Source organism: Burkholderia sp. LFS061 (assembly GCF_047978125.1).
Taxonomy (GTDB): domain Bacteria; phylum Pseudomonadota; class Gammaproteobacteria; order Burkholderiales; family Burkholderiaceae; genus Burkholderia; species Burkholderia pyrrocinia_C.
In genome coordinates this window covers 22,526-38,226 of record NZ_JBFPFS010000001.1, presented here as the reverse complement: position 1 = coordinate 38,226, position 15,701 = coordinate 22,526, and the positions used below count along the sequence as shown (strand labels likewise).

Genomic DNA, 15,701 nt, shown 5'->3' with positions numbered 1-15,701 from the left:
GCGCATTTGGCCGTTCCGCGGCCAACGGGCGGCCCGAGACGACACCGTGCGTTGCGCGCGGCCGCAGCCGTGATCCGGCCGTGGCGAGCTGCACAGCGCCAACGGGAGCTTCCCGCACATGACTGACTTCTTTCCGCAATTCGCCCAGCAGCTGGTCAACGGCCTGACGCTGGGTGCGATCTATGCGCTGATCGCCATCGGCTATTCGATGGTCTACGGCATCATCGGCATGATCAACTTCGCCCACGGCGAGATCTATATGATCGGCGCGTACGTGGGCCTCGTGACCCTGACTGCGATCGGCGTTTCCGCCGGTTATCCGCTGCCGCTCGTGCTCGGCGCCGCCCTGATCGTGTCGGTGATCGTCACGGGCCTGTACGGCTTCGCGGTCGAGCGCGTCGCGTATCGGCCGCTGCGCGGCGGCCCGCGCCTCGTGCCGCTGATCTCCGCGATCGGCATGTCGATCTTCCTGCAGAACTACGTGCAGATCGGCCAGGGCGCGCGCGACGTGTCCGTGCCGGTGCTGATCTCCGGCGCGTTCGACATCCACCTCGGCGGCGACTTCGACGTGACCATCCCGTATTCGCGCCTGATGATCGTCTGCGTGACGGTCGTGCTGATGATCGCGCTCACGCTGTTCATCTCGCATTCGCGGATGGGCCGTGCGTGCCGCGCGTGCGCCGAGGACATGAAGATGGCGAACCTGCTCGGCATCGATACGAACCGCGTGATCTCGTTCACGTTCGTGCTCGGCGCGATGCTGGCCGCCGTCGGCGGCGTGCTGATCGGGCTGACGATCGGCAAGCTGAATCCGTATATCGGCTTCGTCGCGGGCATCAAGGCGTTTACCGCCGCGGTGCTCGGCGGGATCGGCAGCATCCCGGGCGCGATGCTCGGCGGCGTGCTGCTCGGCCTTGCCGAAACCTTCGCCGCAGGCTATATGCCGGCCGAGTACAAGGACGTCGTCGCATTCGGCCTGCTCGTGCTGATCCTGCTCTTCCGCCCGACCGGCCTGCTCGGCAAGTCGGACATCGAAAAGGTTTAAGGGAGACGCAGATGAGTACAGTCATTTCCGTTCGCCGCCCGGCCGCCGACGCGTCGTTCGGCCAGGCGCTGAAGAATGCCATGGCCGCCGCGTTCCTGACGGCGATTCTCACGATCCCCGTACTCGGGCTGCAGCTGAAGCTCGACGGCTATCAGGTCGTGCTCACGCCGCACTGGCGGCCGGTGTGGATCGCGGTCGCGGCCGTGTTCCTGTTCCAGTTGTTCAAGCCTTGGCTCGTGCGCGCGAAATCGGCGGTGAAGCTGCCGGCGCTGCCCGCGATGGGCGCGCAGCAGCAGCGCGTGGTCGTGTGGGTGCTGCTCGCGGTCGGGCTCGTGTGGCCGTTCTTCGGCTCGCGCGGCGCGGTGGACGTCGCGACGCTCGCGCTGATCTACGTGATTCTCGGCCTCGGGCTGAACATCGTGGTGGGTTTCGCGGGGCTGCTCGATCTCGGCTATGTCGGGTTCTACGCGGTCGGCGGCTATACGTACGCGATGCTGAACCAGTACTTCGGGCTGTTGTTCTGGGAATGCCTGCCGCTCGCCGCGATCGCGGCGGCGACGTTCGGCTTCCTGCTCGGCTTCCCGGTGCTGCGGCTGCGCGGCGACTATCTCGCGATCGTCACGCTCGGCTTCGGCGAAATCATCCGCCTGCTCGCGAACAACCTGACGAGCCTCACCGGCGGCCCGGACGGCATCTCGGGCATCGCGAAGCCGACGGTGTTCGGTTTCGAGATGGCGCGCTCGGCGAGCGTCGAAGGCGCGAAGACTTTCCATGAGCTGATCGGGCTGGAATACAGCGGCGAGCACATGGTGATCTTCCTGTACCTGATCGCGCTGGTGCTGGTCGGCTTCACGCTGTTCGTGACGAGCCGCCTGATCCGCATGCCGATGGGCCGCGCGTGGGAAGCGCTGCGCGACGACGAGATCGCGTGCCGGTCGCTGGGCCTGAACCCGACGCGCATCAAGCTGTCGGCGTTCACGCTCGGCGCGGCGTTCGCGGGCATCGGCGGCGCGTTCTTCGCGGCGCGCCAGGGCCTCGTGAATCCTGAATCGTTCACCTTCATCGAATCGGCGCTGATCCTCGCGATCGTCGTGCTCGGCGGAATGGGTTCGCAGCTCGGCGTGATTCTCGCGGCGATCCTGCTGACCGTGCTGCCGGAAGTCGCGCGTGGCTTCGCCGAGTACCGGATGCTGATCTTCGGTCTGGTGATGGTGTTGATGATGATGTGGCGTCCGCAGGGCCTGCTGCCCGCGAGCCGTCCGCACGTGGAGCTGCCGCAATGAGCACGAATGCAGAACTGTTGAAGGTCGCCGGGCTGCAGATGCGCTTCGGCGGGTTGCTCGCGGTGGACGGCATCGATTTCGACGTGCGCCGCGATGAGGTGTTCGCGATCATCGGGCCGAACGGCGCGGGCAAGACCACAGTGTTCAACTGTGTCGGCGGCTTCTACAAGCCGACCTCCGGCGCGGTCGAACTCGACGGCCACCCGATCGCCGGGCTGCCGAGCCACAAGATCGCGGTGAAGGGCCTCGTGCGCACGTTCCAGAACATCCGCCTGTTCAAGTCGCTGACGGTGGTCGAGAACCTGCTCGTCGCGCAGCATCGCAAGGTGAAGGCGGGGCTGCTGCCCGGCCTGTTCTCGACGCCCGCGTATCGCCGCGCCGAGAAGGAAGCGCTGGAGCGCGCGGCCGTGTGGCTCGAACGGATGGGGCTGACGTCGGTCGCCAACCGGCCGGCCGGCACGCTATCGTACGGGCACCAGCGGCGTCTGGAGATCGCGCGCTGCATGATCACCGAGCCGCGTTTGCTGATGCTCGACGAGCCGGCGGCCGGTCTCAACCCGCAGGAAAAGATCGAGCTGCAGCACCTGATCGACAAGCTGCGCCGCGAGTTCGGCGTGTCGGTGCTGCTGATCGAACACGACATGAGCCTCGTGATGGGCGTGTCGGACCGCATCCTCGTGATGGAGCACGGCCGGCCGATCGTGATCGGCACGCCGGAAGCGGTCCGCAACGACCCGCGCGTGATCAAGGCGTATCTGGGGGAAGAGTGATGCTGAAGCTGGAACAGGTCCATACGCACTACGGCGCGGTCGAGGCGCTCGCGGGCGTGTCGATCGAGGTGAACAAGGGCGAGATCGTCACGCTGATCGGCAGCAACGGCGCCGGCAAGACGACGTTGATGATGACCGTGTGCGGCACGCCGCGCGCATCGTCGGGCCGCGTGCTGTTCGAGGGCAACGACATCACCGCGATGTCGACGCACCAGATCATGCGGCAGGGAATGGCGATCTCGCCGGAAGGGCGGCGCGTGTTTCCGAGCCTGACGGTGCTCGAGAACCTGAAGATGGGCGGGTTCTTCGCGAGCCGTCACGAGATCGACGACGGCATCGAGCATGTGTTCAAGCTGTTTCCGCGCTTGAAGGAGCGTGCGACGCAGCGGGCCGGCACGATGTCGGGCGGCGAGCAGCAGATGCTCGCGATCGGCCGTGCGCTGATGAGCAAGCCGCGTTTGTTGCTGCTCGATGAACCGACGCTCGGCCTCGCGCCGCTCGTGATCGCGCAGATCTTCGACATCATCCGGACGATTCGCGACGAAGGCGTCACGGTGTTCCTCGTCGAGCAGAATGCGAACAAGGCGCTGGGTGTGGCTGATCGTGGATATGTGCTCGAAACCGGGCGTGTGGTGCTTGCCGATACGGGCGCGAATCTGCTCGCGAACGACCGGATCAAGCAGGCATACCTCGGCGGTTGATGAGGAAAGCCGTCGGCCTGCAATGGGCCGGCGGCGGTGCCGACCTGCTTGCTGCGGTCTCCATCTTGCGACGCTCCGGCACGCTGGTCTGCAGGAAATAGGTAGCCGATTTGGCTTCGATCGTAGCCGAATCGGCTACATCTCGGTGGTCTGCCTGGATCGACGCAAATAGATGGCCATTGCCGCGTCGAATCTCAATCGCACTGCGGAGACAACCCATGAAAGTCAAACGAATCGTCGCCAATATCGACACGCAATCGGTCGACGACGCGAAGCGTTTCTATCAACAGATCTTCGGTCTCGATCTGCTGATGGATCACGGCTGGATCGCAACCTACGGTAACGCCGAGCAGATGGATGTGCAGATCAGCTTTGCTTCGCATGGCGGGTCGGGCACGCCGACGCCCGACCTGTCGATCGAAGTCGACGATCTCGACGAAGCGCTCGCGCGTGTTCATGCAGCGGGCATTCCCGTCGAATACGGCCCGGCCGACGAGTCGTGGGGCGTCCGGCGTTTTTACGTGCGAGATCCGTTCGGCAAGCTCGTCAACGTGCTGGCGCATCGCTGACCCGAAACGACGAACCAGCACCGGCGTTCACGCATGCAACGCCAGCCCCTTCACCGCCTTGTCCACGGCCTTCTTCGGCCCGTGCAACGCCAGTCCGACCAAATCGGGATTCGCCGCGTCCTCGGCGCGAAACACCTCGCGGTTGGCCGCGTCGTGCCCGGTCGAAAACATCGCTCGCACGTACGGCACGATCCGGAGTTCGCGCGACAGCGCCTGCCGGTGCGCGGCCTGCAGGCCGTTCAAATCGGCCGCGAACACCAGCATCGGTTGGCCGAGCATCCGGCCGTAGCGATTTCCGGCCGCATCCTCATAAGGCTCGCCGAGCGCTTCGGGCGCGCCGGCCGCGACGCCCGTCGCGAGAAACGCGACGACATTGAGTTTCTGCCACGCCGCGAGATCGTCGCGCACGATCAGTGCCACTTTCGTATCGAACATGCTTGCTCCTCGTTGAAGCACTCATGATCGGATGTCGCGCGCGATCAGTCTGGAACGTTTGTGCACATTTGCCGGTACGCAGCCGGCGTGATCCGGTACGCGCGGCGAAACCAGCGGCCCAGATGGCTCTGGTCGGCGAAGCCGACGTCCGCGGCCGCCTGCGCAGGCGTACGACCGGCCGCCAGCAGCCGGCGCGCGGCGCGCAGCCGCAAGCGCACCAGATACGCGTGCGGCGACGTGCCGAACGCGCGCTGGAACAGCCGCGTCAGCCGGAACCGGTCGATCCCGGCGACGCTGGCGAGTTCGTCGAGCCCGATGTTGCCGTCCATCTGCGCATGCAGCAGATCGCGCACGCGCGCGATCGCGGGCGGCACGACGCCGCTTTCCAGCACGAGCGGGCCGCGCAGTTCGCCGCCGAGCCGCGTCAGCAGACGGTCGAGCGTCTGGTCGCGCGCGAGCCTGCCTTCGTTGCCGTGGATCGCCAGAAACGCTTGCCGGATCGCGTCGACGAGGCCGCGGTCGTCGACGAGCGTATGGCCGAATGCGGCTTCGACGCCGCCGAGGCCCGGCAAATCCAGCCGGCGCGCCGCGCGCTCGACCCATGCTTGCGGCAGGTACAGCATCCCGTAGGTGAAGCCGCTCGCTTCGGGCGCATGGCCGTCGTGCATCGCACCCGGCTCGATCAGGATCGCGCGGCCCGGCACGCTCGTATGCAGCGACCGGTGGCACTGGAACTGCTGCACGCCCTGTTCGGTGAAGCCGACCAGCATGTCGTCGTGATCGTGCGCGTCGTACGCATGGCCGTTGAAATGCGCATGCAGGCTTTCGATGCCGGTTTCCGGATCGCGGCGCGCGACGAGCCAGTGGTCGGTCGTACCGATGTCCTTGCCCGTTGTCGTCATCGAATGCCTCGCGCGTCGTTGTTGCGTGTCGGGCAGTGTACGCAGATCGCGTGATGCTGGTGGCAATCGCGGGCCGTTCGTCCGGCGATCGCGCGAGAAGCGGGGCGAGACCCCGGCGCGCATCGCGATACGCGCAGTGGCGGGCATGCGCGGTTCATTCCTCGTTCGCCACCGCCTGTTCGTCACGCGCATACTGCGCGGGCGGCCGCCCGACATGCCGCGTGAACGCGACGCTGAACGTGCTCGCGGAACTGTAGCCGACGCGCCCCGCGATCTCTGCGATGCGACTTTCGTTGCGGCGGAGCAGGTCCTTCGCGAGCGCCATGCGCCACGTGAGCAGGTATTCCATCGGCGCGACGCCGACCGCGCGGCTGAAGCGTTCGAAGAACGTCGAGCGCGACAGTGCCGCTTCCTTCGCGAGTTCGACGACCGTCCACGGATAGGCAGGGCGGGCGTGCATTCCACGGATCGCGGCCGCCAGTCGATTGTCGGCGAGCCCGCGCACGAGGCCGGGCGACGCGTTCGTTTCGGCCGTGAACCGCAATGCCTCGATCAGCAGCACCTCGAGCAGGCGCGCCAGCACGATCTCGCGAGCGGGCCGCTGCGCGCGCGATTCGTCGCGCACCAGTTGCACGAGCGTGGTCAGCCGGGGTTCGCCGCGCACATGCACGAATTGCGGCAGCAGCGACACCAGCAGCGCTGCATCCGGCGAACCGAAGCTGCAGTTGCCGGCCATCATCCGCGTGTCGACCGGGTTGCCCGGATCGCCGATCCGGTATTCGCCGTTGTCGAGTGCGACCGGCGGCGCGGTTTCGACGCCCGGCGGCGGCGGTTCGAGGCTGGACATCGCGACGCCGTAGGCCGCCGGAATCAGCACGAAATCGCCGGGCAGCAGCTCGATCGGCGCGTGCCCGTCGATCGCGATCCGGCATCCGCCGTCGAGGATCGCGCAATAGAACGGCTCGCCGGCGACCGTGCGGTTGATCGACCACGGGCTCGCACCGTGAACGGACTTGGAGTATCGCGCACCCGGTTGCAGCAGCGTCACGACTTCGGTCAACGGGTCGATCATCGTCGGACTCTCGCAAAAGAAAAACGGATTTTCGATTGTAGCGAATACGGATCCATCCATCTATCGTACGGACACGTGCCCAACACAACCCAGGAGTTCGCATGAAGACCGTACTGATCACCGGCTGTTCCTCCGGCTTCGGCCTCGAGATTGCCCGCCATTTCCTGGCCCGCGACTGGCAGGTCGTCGCGACGATGCGCACGCCGCGCGAGGACGTGCTGCCGCCGTCGGAACGCCTGCGCGTACTGGCGCTCGACGTGACGAACGCCGACAGCATCCGCGCTGCCATCGACGCGGCCGGCCCGATCGACGTGCTCGTCAATAACGCAGGCTTCGGCGCGGCCGCGCCGGCGGAGCTCACGCCGCTCGACACGGTGCGTGCGCTGTTCGAAACCAACACGATCGGCACGATTGCGGTTACGCAGGCCGTGCTGCCGCAGTTTCGCCGGCGTGGGGCCGGCGTGATCGTGAACGTCACGTCGAGCGTCACGCTGAAGGTGTTGCCGCTGGTCGGCGCGTACCGGGCCAGCAAGGCGGCGGTCAATGCGTTCACCGAATCGATGGCGGTCGAACTCGAACCGTTCGGCGTGCGCGCGCATCTCGTGCTGCCGGGCCGTGCGCCCGACACGCGTTTCGGCGACAACGCGCGTGCGCACATGCATGGCTTCGAACACGAGGCTTATGCGGAATTCGTCGGAAAGGCCGTCGCGAGGATGCTCGATGCGTCGGGGCCGATCACCCATGCGCAGGATGTTGCCGAAGCCGTGTGGCGCGCGGCGACGGATCCGTCGAGCCCGATGCACATTCCGGCAGGCGCGGACGCCGAAGCGTGGGCGGCCGAAACGAGTTGATCGATCGGGAATGCGTCGCGCCGGTCGGTCGACCCGGCGCGACGGATCGCACGATGCGATGAAGGGCGTTACCGCGCGGCGGCGTTACACCGCGCGTTCGATCGCCTGTCCGAGTAGCGACAAGCCAAGATCGATCTCTTCCTCGCTGACGGTCAGTGGCGGTGCGATCCGGAACACGCCGCCCATTCAGAACATATCGATGAGCCCCGCCGAGACCGCCTTGACGACCGCCTGCACCTTGTTGGTCGCGCCAAGCTTCACGAGGACGTTGTTGACGTGAAAAGTCACCGTCCGCTCCGCGATGCCGAGGATCTGACCGATCTCGCATGCCGTCTTGCCTTCGGCGGTCCAGCACAGCACTTCGCGTTCCCGCGCCGTCAGCACGACGCTTGCCGCTGGCGCGAGCTTCGGCACCATGAAGCCGCTCATCAGCGAATGTGACAGGTTCGCGAGCCAGTGGGTCTGCAGCGTGAGCATGTCGATTTCGGCAGGCGTGAGGCGATCCGCATGGCGCGCGATGCTCAGCAGGCCGAACGCGCCGCGCGCGGCCCAGCTCGACTGCGCGATGCCGACCGACAACCCGGCCTCGCGCGCATCTTCCCACAACGGGCATGGCGCGACCTCGTCGACGTCCGGCCAGACGATCATGTTGGTGGTGAGCGCACCGTCGCGGACCGTCGAATCGATCTTGATGTAGTCCTGCGCCTGATAGTGCGCCATCCAGCCGTCCGGATAGGTGTCGAAGATCGCGACGGCCGATTTCGACACGGGCAGCGGCACCCGGATTCCGTAACAGCAGTATTCGAAGCCCAGGCGCTTCGAATACGCGGCGATCCGCTGGAAGAGCTGCTGCTCGTTCTCCGCGGCGCTGAATTGATGGTAGGCGTCCTGCCAGCGCAGCTCCATCCCGGGCAACTGCACGATGTTCATGCTGAGCCCGAGGTTCATGCACTCGCGCGTGATTTTCGCGCCGAGCCCGTCCGCCGGTTCTTTCGTCCGGCGATCCTTGACGATCTCGACGCCGAGCAGCAACCCGCGTCCGCGCACGTCGCCGATGCAGTCGAACCGTTCCATCAGGTCGAGCAGGCCGCGCCTGAGCCGGTCGCCCATCACGTTCGCGCGTGCGACGAGCCCGTCGCGCTGCACCACATTCAGATATAGCCCATCGCGACGGCGTAAGAGACTGCCTGCACGCGGTTACTGGCGCCGATTTTGCGTTGGATGTTGCGGTGGTGGTAATTCACCGTATCGGTGCACACCCCCATGATCACGCCGATTTCCTCCGAGGTCTTGCCGTCGGCCGTCCAGCGCAGCACATCACATTCCCTACCGCTGAACTCCACATCCGTATTGAACACACGCACGTCGCTCTCCAGCTCGGAAATCTTCTCGTGGACCGCTGCGGCAAACGCCTTGGTCACCACCTTCAACGCCTCAAATTCCTGAAGACTGATGGGATTATCCTTGCGCGCCAGGCTTAACACCCCAACCCTCCCCTGGGTGTTGAACGAGGGCTGTGCCAGGCCGTGGCGTAAATTCGAGTCGTTGGCTTCGGACCACAGATCCGGGCACCCACGGAACAACTCATTGCTCCACAAAATGGGGGACGACGATACTTTGCTGTGTTTCACCGTGGGATCGATCACCGCGTAGTTAGCCGCCTGATATCGCTGCACCCAGTCCTCGGGATAATTGCCATACATATAAGTCCTGGGCCGCATGAACGGAGTCACGCTGCACATGCCGTAGGCAAAAAAATCAAACCGTAGTTCGCGCAAGGCCCTCAACGCGACAGCCGTAAACTCCTGCATATCCATGGTTCGCGCAAAGATACTATAAAAGTACGCATCCCATCCCAACTGCTGCCCTAATTCCATCGAGCACGCGCAGGCCGACGGCCGCGGGCAGCGGGTCGGACACGTGCGTCGTGTAGAACAGGTAGCCGAGTTCGTGTGCGCGTTCCTCGATCGCCGCGGACGTCACGATGGCCGCGAGCGGCAGCCCGGCGCCGAGCGTTTTCGACAGCGTCAGGATGTCGGGCGTCACGCCGTCGCGCTGGCACGCGAACATCGTGCCGGTGCGCCCGACGCCCGTCTGCGCCTCGTCGAGGATCAGCAGCATCCCGCGCTCCTCGCACTTGCGCTTGAGCGCCGCCATATAGCCTTCCGGCAGTTCGATGATCCCGCCCGAACTGAGGATCGGCTCCGCGATGAATGCGGCGAGGTTGCCGCTCGACTGGCGATCGATCAGGTCGAACGCGTAGTCGAGTTCGGCGAGATGGTCGTAGGCGCCGTTGCGCTCGAAGCGCGGCCGGTACGTGAACGGCGCCGGAATCGCGAACGAGCCGACGGCGGCCGGGCCGACGCCCTTGCGGCCCGCGCTGTACGTGGCCGATGCGGCCGCGCCCGTCATCCCGTGCCACGACTGCGCGAAGCCGACGATCTCGTACTTGCCGGTGACGAGCTTCGCCATCCGGATCGCCGCTTCGTTCGATTCCGCGCCGGTGCTGAGCAGCAGCGCGCGGTCGAGCCCGTCGGGCGTGATGTCGGCGAGGCGCGTCGCGAGATCGACGACGGGCCGCGACAGCATCCCGCTGAACAGATGGTCGAGCTTGCCCGCGTATTCGCCGATGACGGAGACGATCTCCGGATGGCAGTGGCCGAGCACCGCGCTCATCTGCCCCGACGTGAAATCGAGGATCGCGCGGCCGTCCGCGTCGTAGACGAAGCTGCCTTTCGCGCGCTCGATGATCATCGGCTCGAACGTGCCGCCGTAGCGGACCAGATGCTGCCTGGCGTTGCGCCAGAAGGTTGCGTCGTCGTTCAGGGACATCGGGCTTCTCCGGGCAAAGGGGGCAGGGATCGCTTGCAGTCTAGGCGCGCGTCTGGTTTGATGGAAACGAATAGTTCTTATGCAAGGTAGAAAAGGAGCTAATACCTTGGGACTTTCGCTCGACATCGACCTGCTGCGTTCGTTCGTCGTGATCGCCGAGGTGCGCGCGCTCAGCCGCGCGGCCGCGCGCGTCGGCCGGACCCAGTCCGCGCTCAGCCAGCAGATGAAGCGGCTCGAGGATATCGTCGACCAGCCGCTGTTCCAGCGCACCGGCCGCGGCGTGGTGCTGACCCACCCGGGCGAGCGGCTGCTCGTGCATGCGCAGCGCATCCTGCGACTGCACGACGAGGCGATGGCCGACCTGTGCGGCACGGGGTTGTCGGGGACCATCCGGTTCGGGTGCCCGGACGACTACGCGGAGGTGTTTTTGCCGTCGCTGCTGAGGCAGTTTTCGAGCCAGCATCCGCAGGCGATCGTTGAAATCGTATGCGGGCCGACGCCGCGGCTGCTCGAACAGCTCGAGAAACGCGCGGTCGATCTCGCGATGATTTCGCTGCCGGACGACGGGGCGAACGACGACATCATTCGCCGCGAGCAACTGGTCTGGATCGGCTACCCGGGGCTCGAACCCGCGCATTTCGATCCGCTGCCGCTCGCGCTTTCCGATCGCGATACGCTCGATCACATCGCGGCTTGCGAAGCGTTGCATCGCGCCGGCCGCGCTTACCGCGTCGCGTATGCGAGCAGCAGTCTCGCGGGGCTGATCGCGCTGGTGCGCTCGGGGCAGGCGTTCGCGGTGATGACGCAGACGGCGGTGCCGGCCGACCTGGCGATCGTCAACGGCGATCCGCGGTTGCCGCCGTTGCCGGCCGTGGGTATCACGCTGAGGTTCGACCGGAAACGGCCGTCGCATCTGACGGCGGCGTTCGCCGAGCATATCCGGCTGACGCTGCCGCTGTTGTGATGGGCGACGCACGGCGATTGGCGCCTGCGCGTATGACCGCCGCGCCGCCGTTTGTCGCGGCTTCGAATCAGTCGACCATCGACGAGGTTTGTGCCGGCGCGCGGCCATGCATATCCACTACCGCATCACGCATCCGGATCTTCGCCCGCATGTCCGGCAGATTTAGTTCGGTTTCCTGATATTGATTGACCGGATCGGAATCGGCGACGATGCGGCAGACGGTGATTGACCGAAAAACGCGGGGCGTCCGCCGCACCCGTTACGCGCGGGTCAATCGCCGTGCAGCCAGCAACCCGACGGCGAGCAGCACCGCGACATACGCGGCGACGCCCGCCCACGCGCCGTGTTGCCAGAACGACCCGCCGACCGAGCCGAGCACGCTCGACCCGAGATAGTACGCAAGCAGGTACAGCGATGCGGCGTGCCCTTTCGCCGATCCCGCGAGATGGCCGACCCAGCCGCTCGCGACCGCATGGGCGACGAAGAAGCCGATCGTGACGAGCACGATGCCGACGACGATCGCGACGAGCGAATGCGACAGCGTCAGCGCGAGGCCCGCCGCGAATACGAGCATGCCGCTGACCAGCACCGGGGCCCGTCCGACACGGTCGGCGAGCGCGCCGGCGCTCGATGAAGACACCATCCCGAACAGGTAGGCGCCGAAGATCAGGCCGCACTCGGTCGAGCTCAGATTGAAGGGGGCCGCGGTGAGCCGGAACCCCGCATAGTTGTAGATCGTCACGAACGCGCCCATCACCAGGAAGCCGATCGCGAACACGAACGGGAGCCGGGCGTGATGCAGTTGCGCGTTCCACAGCCGCAAATGGTGACGCAGCGTCAGATCGGTGCGCTTCACGAAGCGTCGCGATTGCGGCAGCAGCATCACGAAGGCAACTGCCGCGACGAGATCGACGACGCCGATCGTCAGCATCGCCGTCCGCCACGAGAAGTGCTCTTCCAGCGCGCTCATGCCGATCCGTCCGACCATGCCGCCGAACGCGGTTCCGCCGACATAGAGCCCCATCGAGAAACCGAGCCCGTCGGACGCGATTTCTTCGGCGAGATAGGCCATTGCGACCGCCGGGACGCCGCCCAGCGCGAAACCTTCGAGCGCACGCCAGACCAGCAGCAGGTTCCAGTTGGGCGACAGCGCGGCGAGCACATTGAACAGGGCGGCCAGCGTCATCGACGCGAACATCAGCCCGCGTCGTCCGACGCGTTCGGACAGTGCGCCGGCACATAAAATCGAGACCGCCAGCATCCCGGTCGACAGCGACAACGACAGCGAACTCGACGCCGCGCCCAGCCCGAACTCCCGTGCGAACGCGGGAAGCAGCGGCTGGACGCAGTACAGCAGCGAGAAGGTGGAAAAGCCGGCGAGGAAGAGCGCCAGCGCGATGCGCTTGTACGCGGCCGAGCGCGGGGAAACGCCGGCAGGCAGCGCATCGGGCGCGGCGTTCTGCGTACCGGGCATGGATCGGGAAATCGAAGCGGAGGACATGGGTGCACTCGATGTGCGTTGGAATGCCTGAATTCTTGCGCACCGTCATGTATATGTCCAATATATGAAAGAAACCGTAGCGATATGTTTAACCACTGGCTGACGAGCCGGCCCGGCTCACCGTGAGGTCATGTAGCGAATGGAACTCAGGCATTTCCGATACTTTCTGGCCGTGGCGGCCACGTCGAATTTCACCAAGGCCGCTGAAACGCTCGGCATCGGTCAGCCGCCGTTGAGCCAGCAGATCAAGGCGCTCGAGAGCGAACTCGGCGTGGAGCTGTTCAAGCGGACCGCTCGCGGTGCCGAGCTGACGCTGGCGGGCGAGGTCTTCGCGGAAGAGGCGCGCCGCGTGCTCGACGATGCCGAGCGGGCGGCGCGGGCGGCAAGGCGGGCCGCACGCGGAGAAACCGGGCATCTGCGGGTGGGCTTCACCGGGACGGCGGCGTTCAATTCGAAAGTGTCGGATCTGATTCGCCGCTTTCGGGAGGCGTTTCCGGATGCGGAGCTGACGTTGCAGGAAGCGACGTCGCGCGTCCTGCTGGAGGCGCTGGATGCCGGGCATCTCGACGTCGCGATCGTGCGGCCGGAACGTCGTGTCGCCGCGACGTTGCGGGTATTCGACTGGGACGAGGAACCGATGTTCGTCGCGCTGCCCGTCGCGCATCGGCTGGCGCAGCGTCGGCGCATCGATCTGGCCGAGCTGGCCGACGAGTCGTTCGTGCAGGTGCCGCGGGAGGCCGGCAGCGCGCTGTTCGACGACATCGTCGCCGCATGCAATGCCGCCGGATTCGAGCCGCGCATGGCGCAACCCGCGCCGCAAATCACGTCCGCGGTGACGCTGGTCGCGGCCGGGCTGGGCGTGTCGGTCGTGCCGAAGGCGATTACGCAGGTGCAGGTTGCCGGGGTCGTCTATCGGCCGTTCGCGGGTAATGCGCTTCGTGCAAGGCTGGCCATTGCGTCGCGATGCGACGAGCCGTCGGCGGTCGTTCGCAATTTTCTTTTGCTGGCTTAGCGGGGGTGCCGAGATGCTTGGGGTTGGGGTAGATCCGTTCCGCGCTTGAGTCTTCCCGTGCGCGCCGGGATTGCATCGGCATCGTGTCGTCGAACGCGATAAAAACAAAAAACCCGCGAGGCCATGCGCTGTCGCGGGTTGTTGAAAATGCTCGAAACGCGGAGAAACCGCATCTGGTGCCGACGGCGAGACTCGAACTCGCACAGCTTTCGCCACTACCCCCTCAAGATAGCGTGTCTACCAATTTCACCACGTCGGCACTGCACTGCAAGGGGCGCAATTCTAGCGTCACATTGCGCGTTTGTGAAGGGGGTGTGACACGATTGCGGTGTGCCTGAGGGCGATCCCGGTAGAATTCGTGCGATCGGTCCGACGACCATCGCTACTGCCATCCGCTTTCTCCCCGTGACCACCACCCTCGAACAACTGCAGGCCGGACAACTGTCGGGCGCCCGGGAACTCAAGCTCGCGTGCGGGCTGACCGAGTTTCCGCGCGAGATTTTCGATCTGGCCGACACGCTCGAAGTGCTCGACCTGTCCGGCAACGCACTCGCCGCGCTGCCGGATGACCTGTCGCGGCTGCACCGCCTGCGCATCCTGTTCGCGTCCGGCAACCGCTTCACCGTCTTCCCCGAGGTGCTCGGCGCGTGCGCGCAACTCGACATGATCGGCTTCAAGGCGAACCGGATCCGCACGGTGCCGCGCGGATCGCTGCCGCGTGCGCTGCGCTGGCTGATCCTCACCGACAACGAAATCGATGCGCTGCCCGCCGAGATCGGCGACTGCTCGCGATTGCAGAAGCTGATGCTCGCGGGCAACCGGCTGCGCGCGCTGCCTGCCGAAATGGCCGCATGCCGTGCGCTCGAACTGGTGCGTCTGTCGGCGAACCGGCTGGACGAACTGCCCGGCTGGTTGCCGCGCCTGCCGCGCCTTGCGTGGCTCGCCTACTCCGGCAATCCGTTCAGCGCCGCGCCGGAAGCCGCGGCATCGGCCGGGCCGGAGGTCGCGGACGTCGACTGGGCGTCGCTCTCGTGCGAGCAGAAACTGGGCGAAGGCGCGTCGGGCGTCATTTACCGCGCGCAATGGCGTGCGGACGGTCATGCGCCGCGCGCGGTCGCGGTCAAGCTGTTCAAGGGCGCGGTGACGAGCGATGGGCTGCCCGATTGTGAAATGGCCGCGTGCCTGCACGCCGGCCGCCACCCGAACGTGATTCCGGTGATCGGCAAGGTGCGCGGTCATCCGGACGGCACGCACGGCCTCGTGATGGAACTGGTCGACCCTGCGCTCGCGAACCTGGCCGGGCCGCCGAGCTTCGCAACCTGCACGCGCGACGTGTATGCGGCCGATGCGCGATTCGAGCCGGAAGAGGCCGTGCGGATCGCGCACGGCATCGCGTCGGCCGCACGCCATCTGCACGCGCGCGGCATCATGCATGGCGACCTGTATGCGCACAACATCCTGCACGACGGTGAAGGCGGCGCGCTGCTGGGCGATTTCGGTGCGGCATCGTTCTACGACGCGAGCGACGTGCGGCATGGCGCCCGGCTCGAACGGCTGGAAGTCCGCGCGTTCGGCCATCTGCTCGGCGAATTGCTCGCGCACTGCGCGCCGCACACATGGGGTGGGGCGAGTGACCTGAAAGCGCTCGCGGCGGCGTGCGTGAGCGAGGACATCGACACCCGGCCGTCGTTCGACGGGATCGTCGACGCGCTGGCCGCGTGGAAGGTCTGACGGGGATGGGCTGCCCGCCGTGCCGTCCGTTGC

The 15,701-nt window shown here is 66.1% G+C and carries 15 protein-coding genes, 1 tRNA gene and 2 pseudogenes; 9 read left to right on the top strand and 9 right to left on the bottom strand.

The features are described from left to right. Positions 1-118: 118 nt before the first annotated feature. The 5 genes from livH (at position 119) to ACNQQL_RS00210 (ending at position 4,368) form a co-directional block, all read left to right on the top strand. Positions 119-1,045: a high-affinity branched-chain amino acid ABC transporter permease LivH gene (livH, locus tag ACNQQL_RS00230; RefSeq protein WP_072441879.1), complete on the top strand. Its 927-nt coding sequence runs from the start codon at positions 119-121 to the stop codon at positions 1,043-1,045. 11 nt (positions 1,046-1,056) lie between these two features. Further along, positions 1,057-2,328 carry a high-affinity branched-chain amino acid ABC transporter permease LivM gene (locus tag ACNQQL_RS00225; protein WP_347062801.1) on the top strand — a complete coding sequence of 424 codons (1,272 nt, stop codon included), beginning with the start codon at positions 1,057-1,059 and terminating at the stop codon, positions 2,326-2,328. Continuing rightward, positions 2,325-3,098: a high-affinity branched-chain amino acid ABC transporter ATP-binding protein LivG gene (gene livG / locus ACNQQL_RS00220; protein ID WP_347062800.1), complete on the top strand. Its 774-nt coding sequence runs from the start codon at positions 2,325-2,327 to the stop codon at positions 3,096-3,098. Before ACNQQL_RS00225 ends, livG begins: the two co-directional genes overlap by 4 nt. Further along, positions 3,098-3,799 (top strand): ABC transporter ATP-binding protein, encoded by a 702-nt coding sequence (locus tag ACNQQL_RS00215; RefSeq protein ID WP_011694813.1) that lies wholly within the window; start codon positions 3,098-3,100, stop codon positions 3,797-3,799. Before livG ends, ACNQQL_RS00215 begins: the two co-directional genes overlap by 1 nt. A gap of 218 nt (positions 3,800-4,017) precedes the next feature. Continuing rightward, positions 4,018-4,368, top strand: coding sequence for a VOC family protein (locus tag ACNQQL_RS00210; RefSeq protein ID WP_347062799.1), 351 nt, complete (start codon positions 4,018-4,020; stop codon positions 4,366-4,368). A gap of 27 nt (positions 4,369-4,395) precedes the next feature. On the opposite strand, the gene ACNQQL_RS00205 is transcribed toward ACNQQL_RS00210, so the two are convergent. From ACNQQL_RS00205 to ACNQQL_RS00195, 3 genes are all read right to left on the bottom strand, one after another. Next, on the bottom strand, positions 4,396-4,803 hold the full coding sequence (locus tag ACNQQL_RS00205) for a DUF2000 domain-containing protein (RefSeq protein WP_347062798.1): 408 nt from the start codon (positions 4,801-4,803) through the stop codon (positions 4,396-4,398). Between the two features lie 44 nt (positions 4,804-4,847). Next, entirely contained in the window at positions 4,848-5,705 is an 858-nt protein-coding gene (locus ACNQQL_RS00200; protein WP_347062797.1) for an AraC family transcriptional regulator, read from the bottom strand. A gap of 154 nt (positions 5,706-5,859) precedes the next feature. After that, complete coding sequence (locus ACNQQL_RS00195; RefSeq protein WP_347062796.1) at positions 5,860-6,837, bottom strand: AraC family transcriptional regulator; 978 nt, start codon at positions 6,835-6,837, stop codon at positions 5,860-5,862. A 41-nt stretch (positions 6,838-6,878) separates the two neighbouring features. Here ACNQQL_RS00195 and ACNQQL_RS00190 point away from each other — a divergent pair, with 41 nt between their 5' ends. Continuing rightward, positions 6,879-7,628, top strand: coding sequence for an SDR family oxidoreductase (locus tag ACNQQL_RS00190; RefSeq protein WP_347062795.1), 750 nt, complete (start codon positions 6,879-6,881; stop codon positions 7,626-7,628). A 186-nt stretch (positions 7,629-7,814) separates the two neighbouring features. Here ACNQQL_RS00190 and ACNQQL_RS00185 read toward each other — a convergent pair whose 3' ends face one another. The 4 genes and pseudogenes from ACNQQL_RS00185 to ACNQQL_RS00170 all read right to left on the bottom strand — a co-directional run. Continuing rightward, a complete protein-coding gene (locus ACNQQL_RS00185) occupies positions 7,815-8,534 on the bottom strand; it encodes an autoinducer binding domain-containing protein (protein WP_243567400.1) in 720 nt (239 codons plus the stop codon). Further along, positions 8,532-8,783 (bottom strand): annotated as a pseudogene (locus ACNQQL_RS00180) (aminotransferase class III-fold pyridoxal phosphate-dependent enzyme); the annotation flags it as partial. The gene ACNQQL_RS00185 and the pseudogene ACNQQL_RS00180, both read right to left, overlap by 3 nt. Then, positions 8,780-9,439 (bottom strand): autoinducer binding domain-containing protein, encoded by a 660-nt coding sequence (locus ACNQQL_RS00175; protein WP_347062961.1) that lies wholly within the window; start codon positions 9,437-9,439, stop codon positions 8,780-8,782. The gene ACNQQL_RS00175 and the pseudogene ACNQQL_RS00180, both read right to left, overlap by 4 nt. A 55-nt stretch (positions 9,440-9,494) precedes the next feature. Beyond that, a pseudogene (locus tag ACNQQL_RS00170) lies at positions 9,495-10,460 on the bottom strand (aspartate aminotransferase family protein); the annotation flags it as partial. A gap of 79 nt (positions 10,461-10,539) precedes the next feature. Here ACNQQL_RS00170 and ACNQQL_RS00165 point away from each other — a divergent pair. After that, the gene (locus tag ACNQQL_RS00165) at positions 10,540-11,424 is read left to right on the top strand and encodes a LysR family transcriptional regulator (RefSeq protein ID WP_204421758.1); all 885 of its coding nucleotides are present in this window, start codon (positions 10,540-10,542) and stop codon (positions 11,422-11,424) included. A gap of 259 nt (positions 11,425-11,683) precedes the next feature. Here the strand turns inward: ACNQQL_RS00165 and ACNQQL_RS00160 are convergent, their stop codons facing one another. After that, positions 11,684-12,925, bottom strand: coding sequence for an MFS transporter (locus ACNQQL_RS00160; RefSeq protein ID WP_347062794.1), 1,242 nt, complete (start codon positions 12,923-12,925; stop codon positions 11,684-11,686). 139 nt (positions 12,926-13,064) lie between these two features. Between ACNQQL_RS00160 and ACNQQL_RS00155 the strand changes: the two genes are divergently transcribed. Beyond that, positions 13,065-13,937: a LysR family transcriptional regulator gene (locus ACNQQL_RS00155; RefSeq protein ID WP_347062793.1), complete on the top strand. Its 873-nt coding sequence runs from the start codon at positions 13,065-13,067 to the stop codon at positions 13,935-13,937. 174 nt (positions 13,938-14,111) lie between these two features. On the opposite strand, the gene ACNQQL_RS00150 is transcribed toward ACNQQL_RS00155, so the two are convergent. Continuing rightward, positions 14,112-14,196 (bottom strand) — tRNA-Leu (locus ACNQQL_RS00150). Positions 14,197-14,342: 146 nt separating this feature from the next. On the opposite strand from ACNQQL_RS00150, the gene ACNQQL_RS00145 reads away from it, so the two are divergent. After that, on the top strand, positions 14,343-15,668 hold the full coding sequence (locus tag ACNQQL_RS00145) for a protein kinase (RefSeq protein ID WP_347062792.1): 1,326 nt from the start codon (positions 14,343-14,345) through the stop codon (positions 15,666-15,668). Positions 15,669-15,701 lie beyond the last annotated feature (33 nt).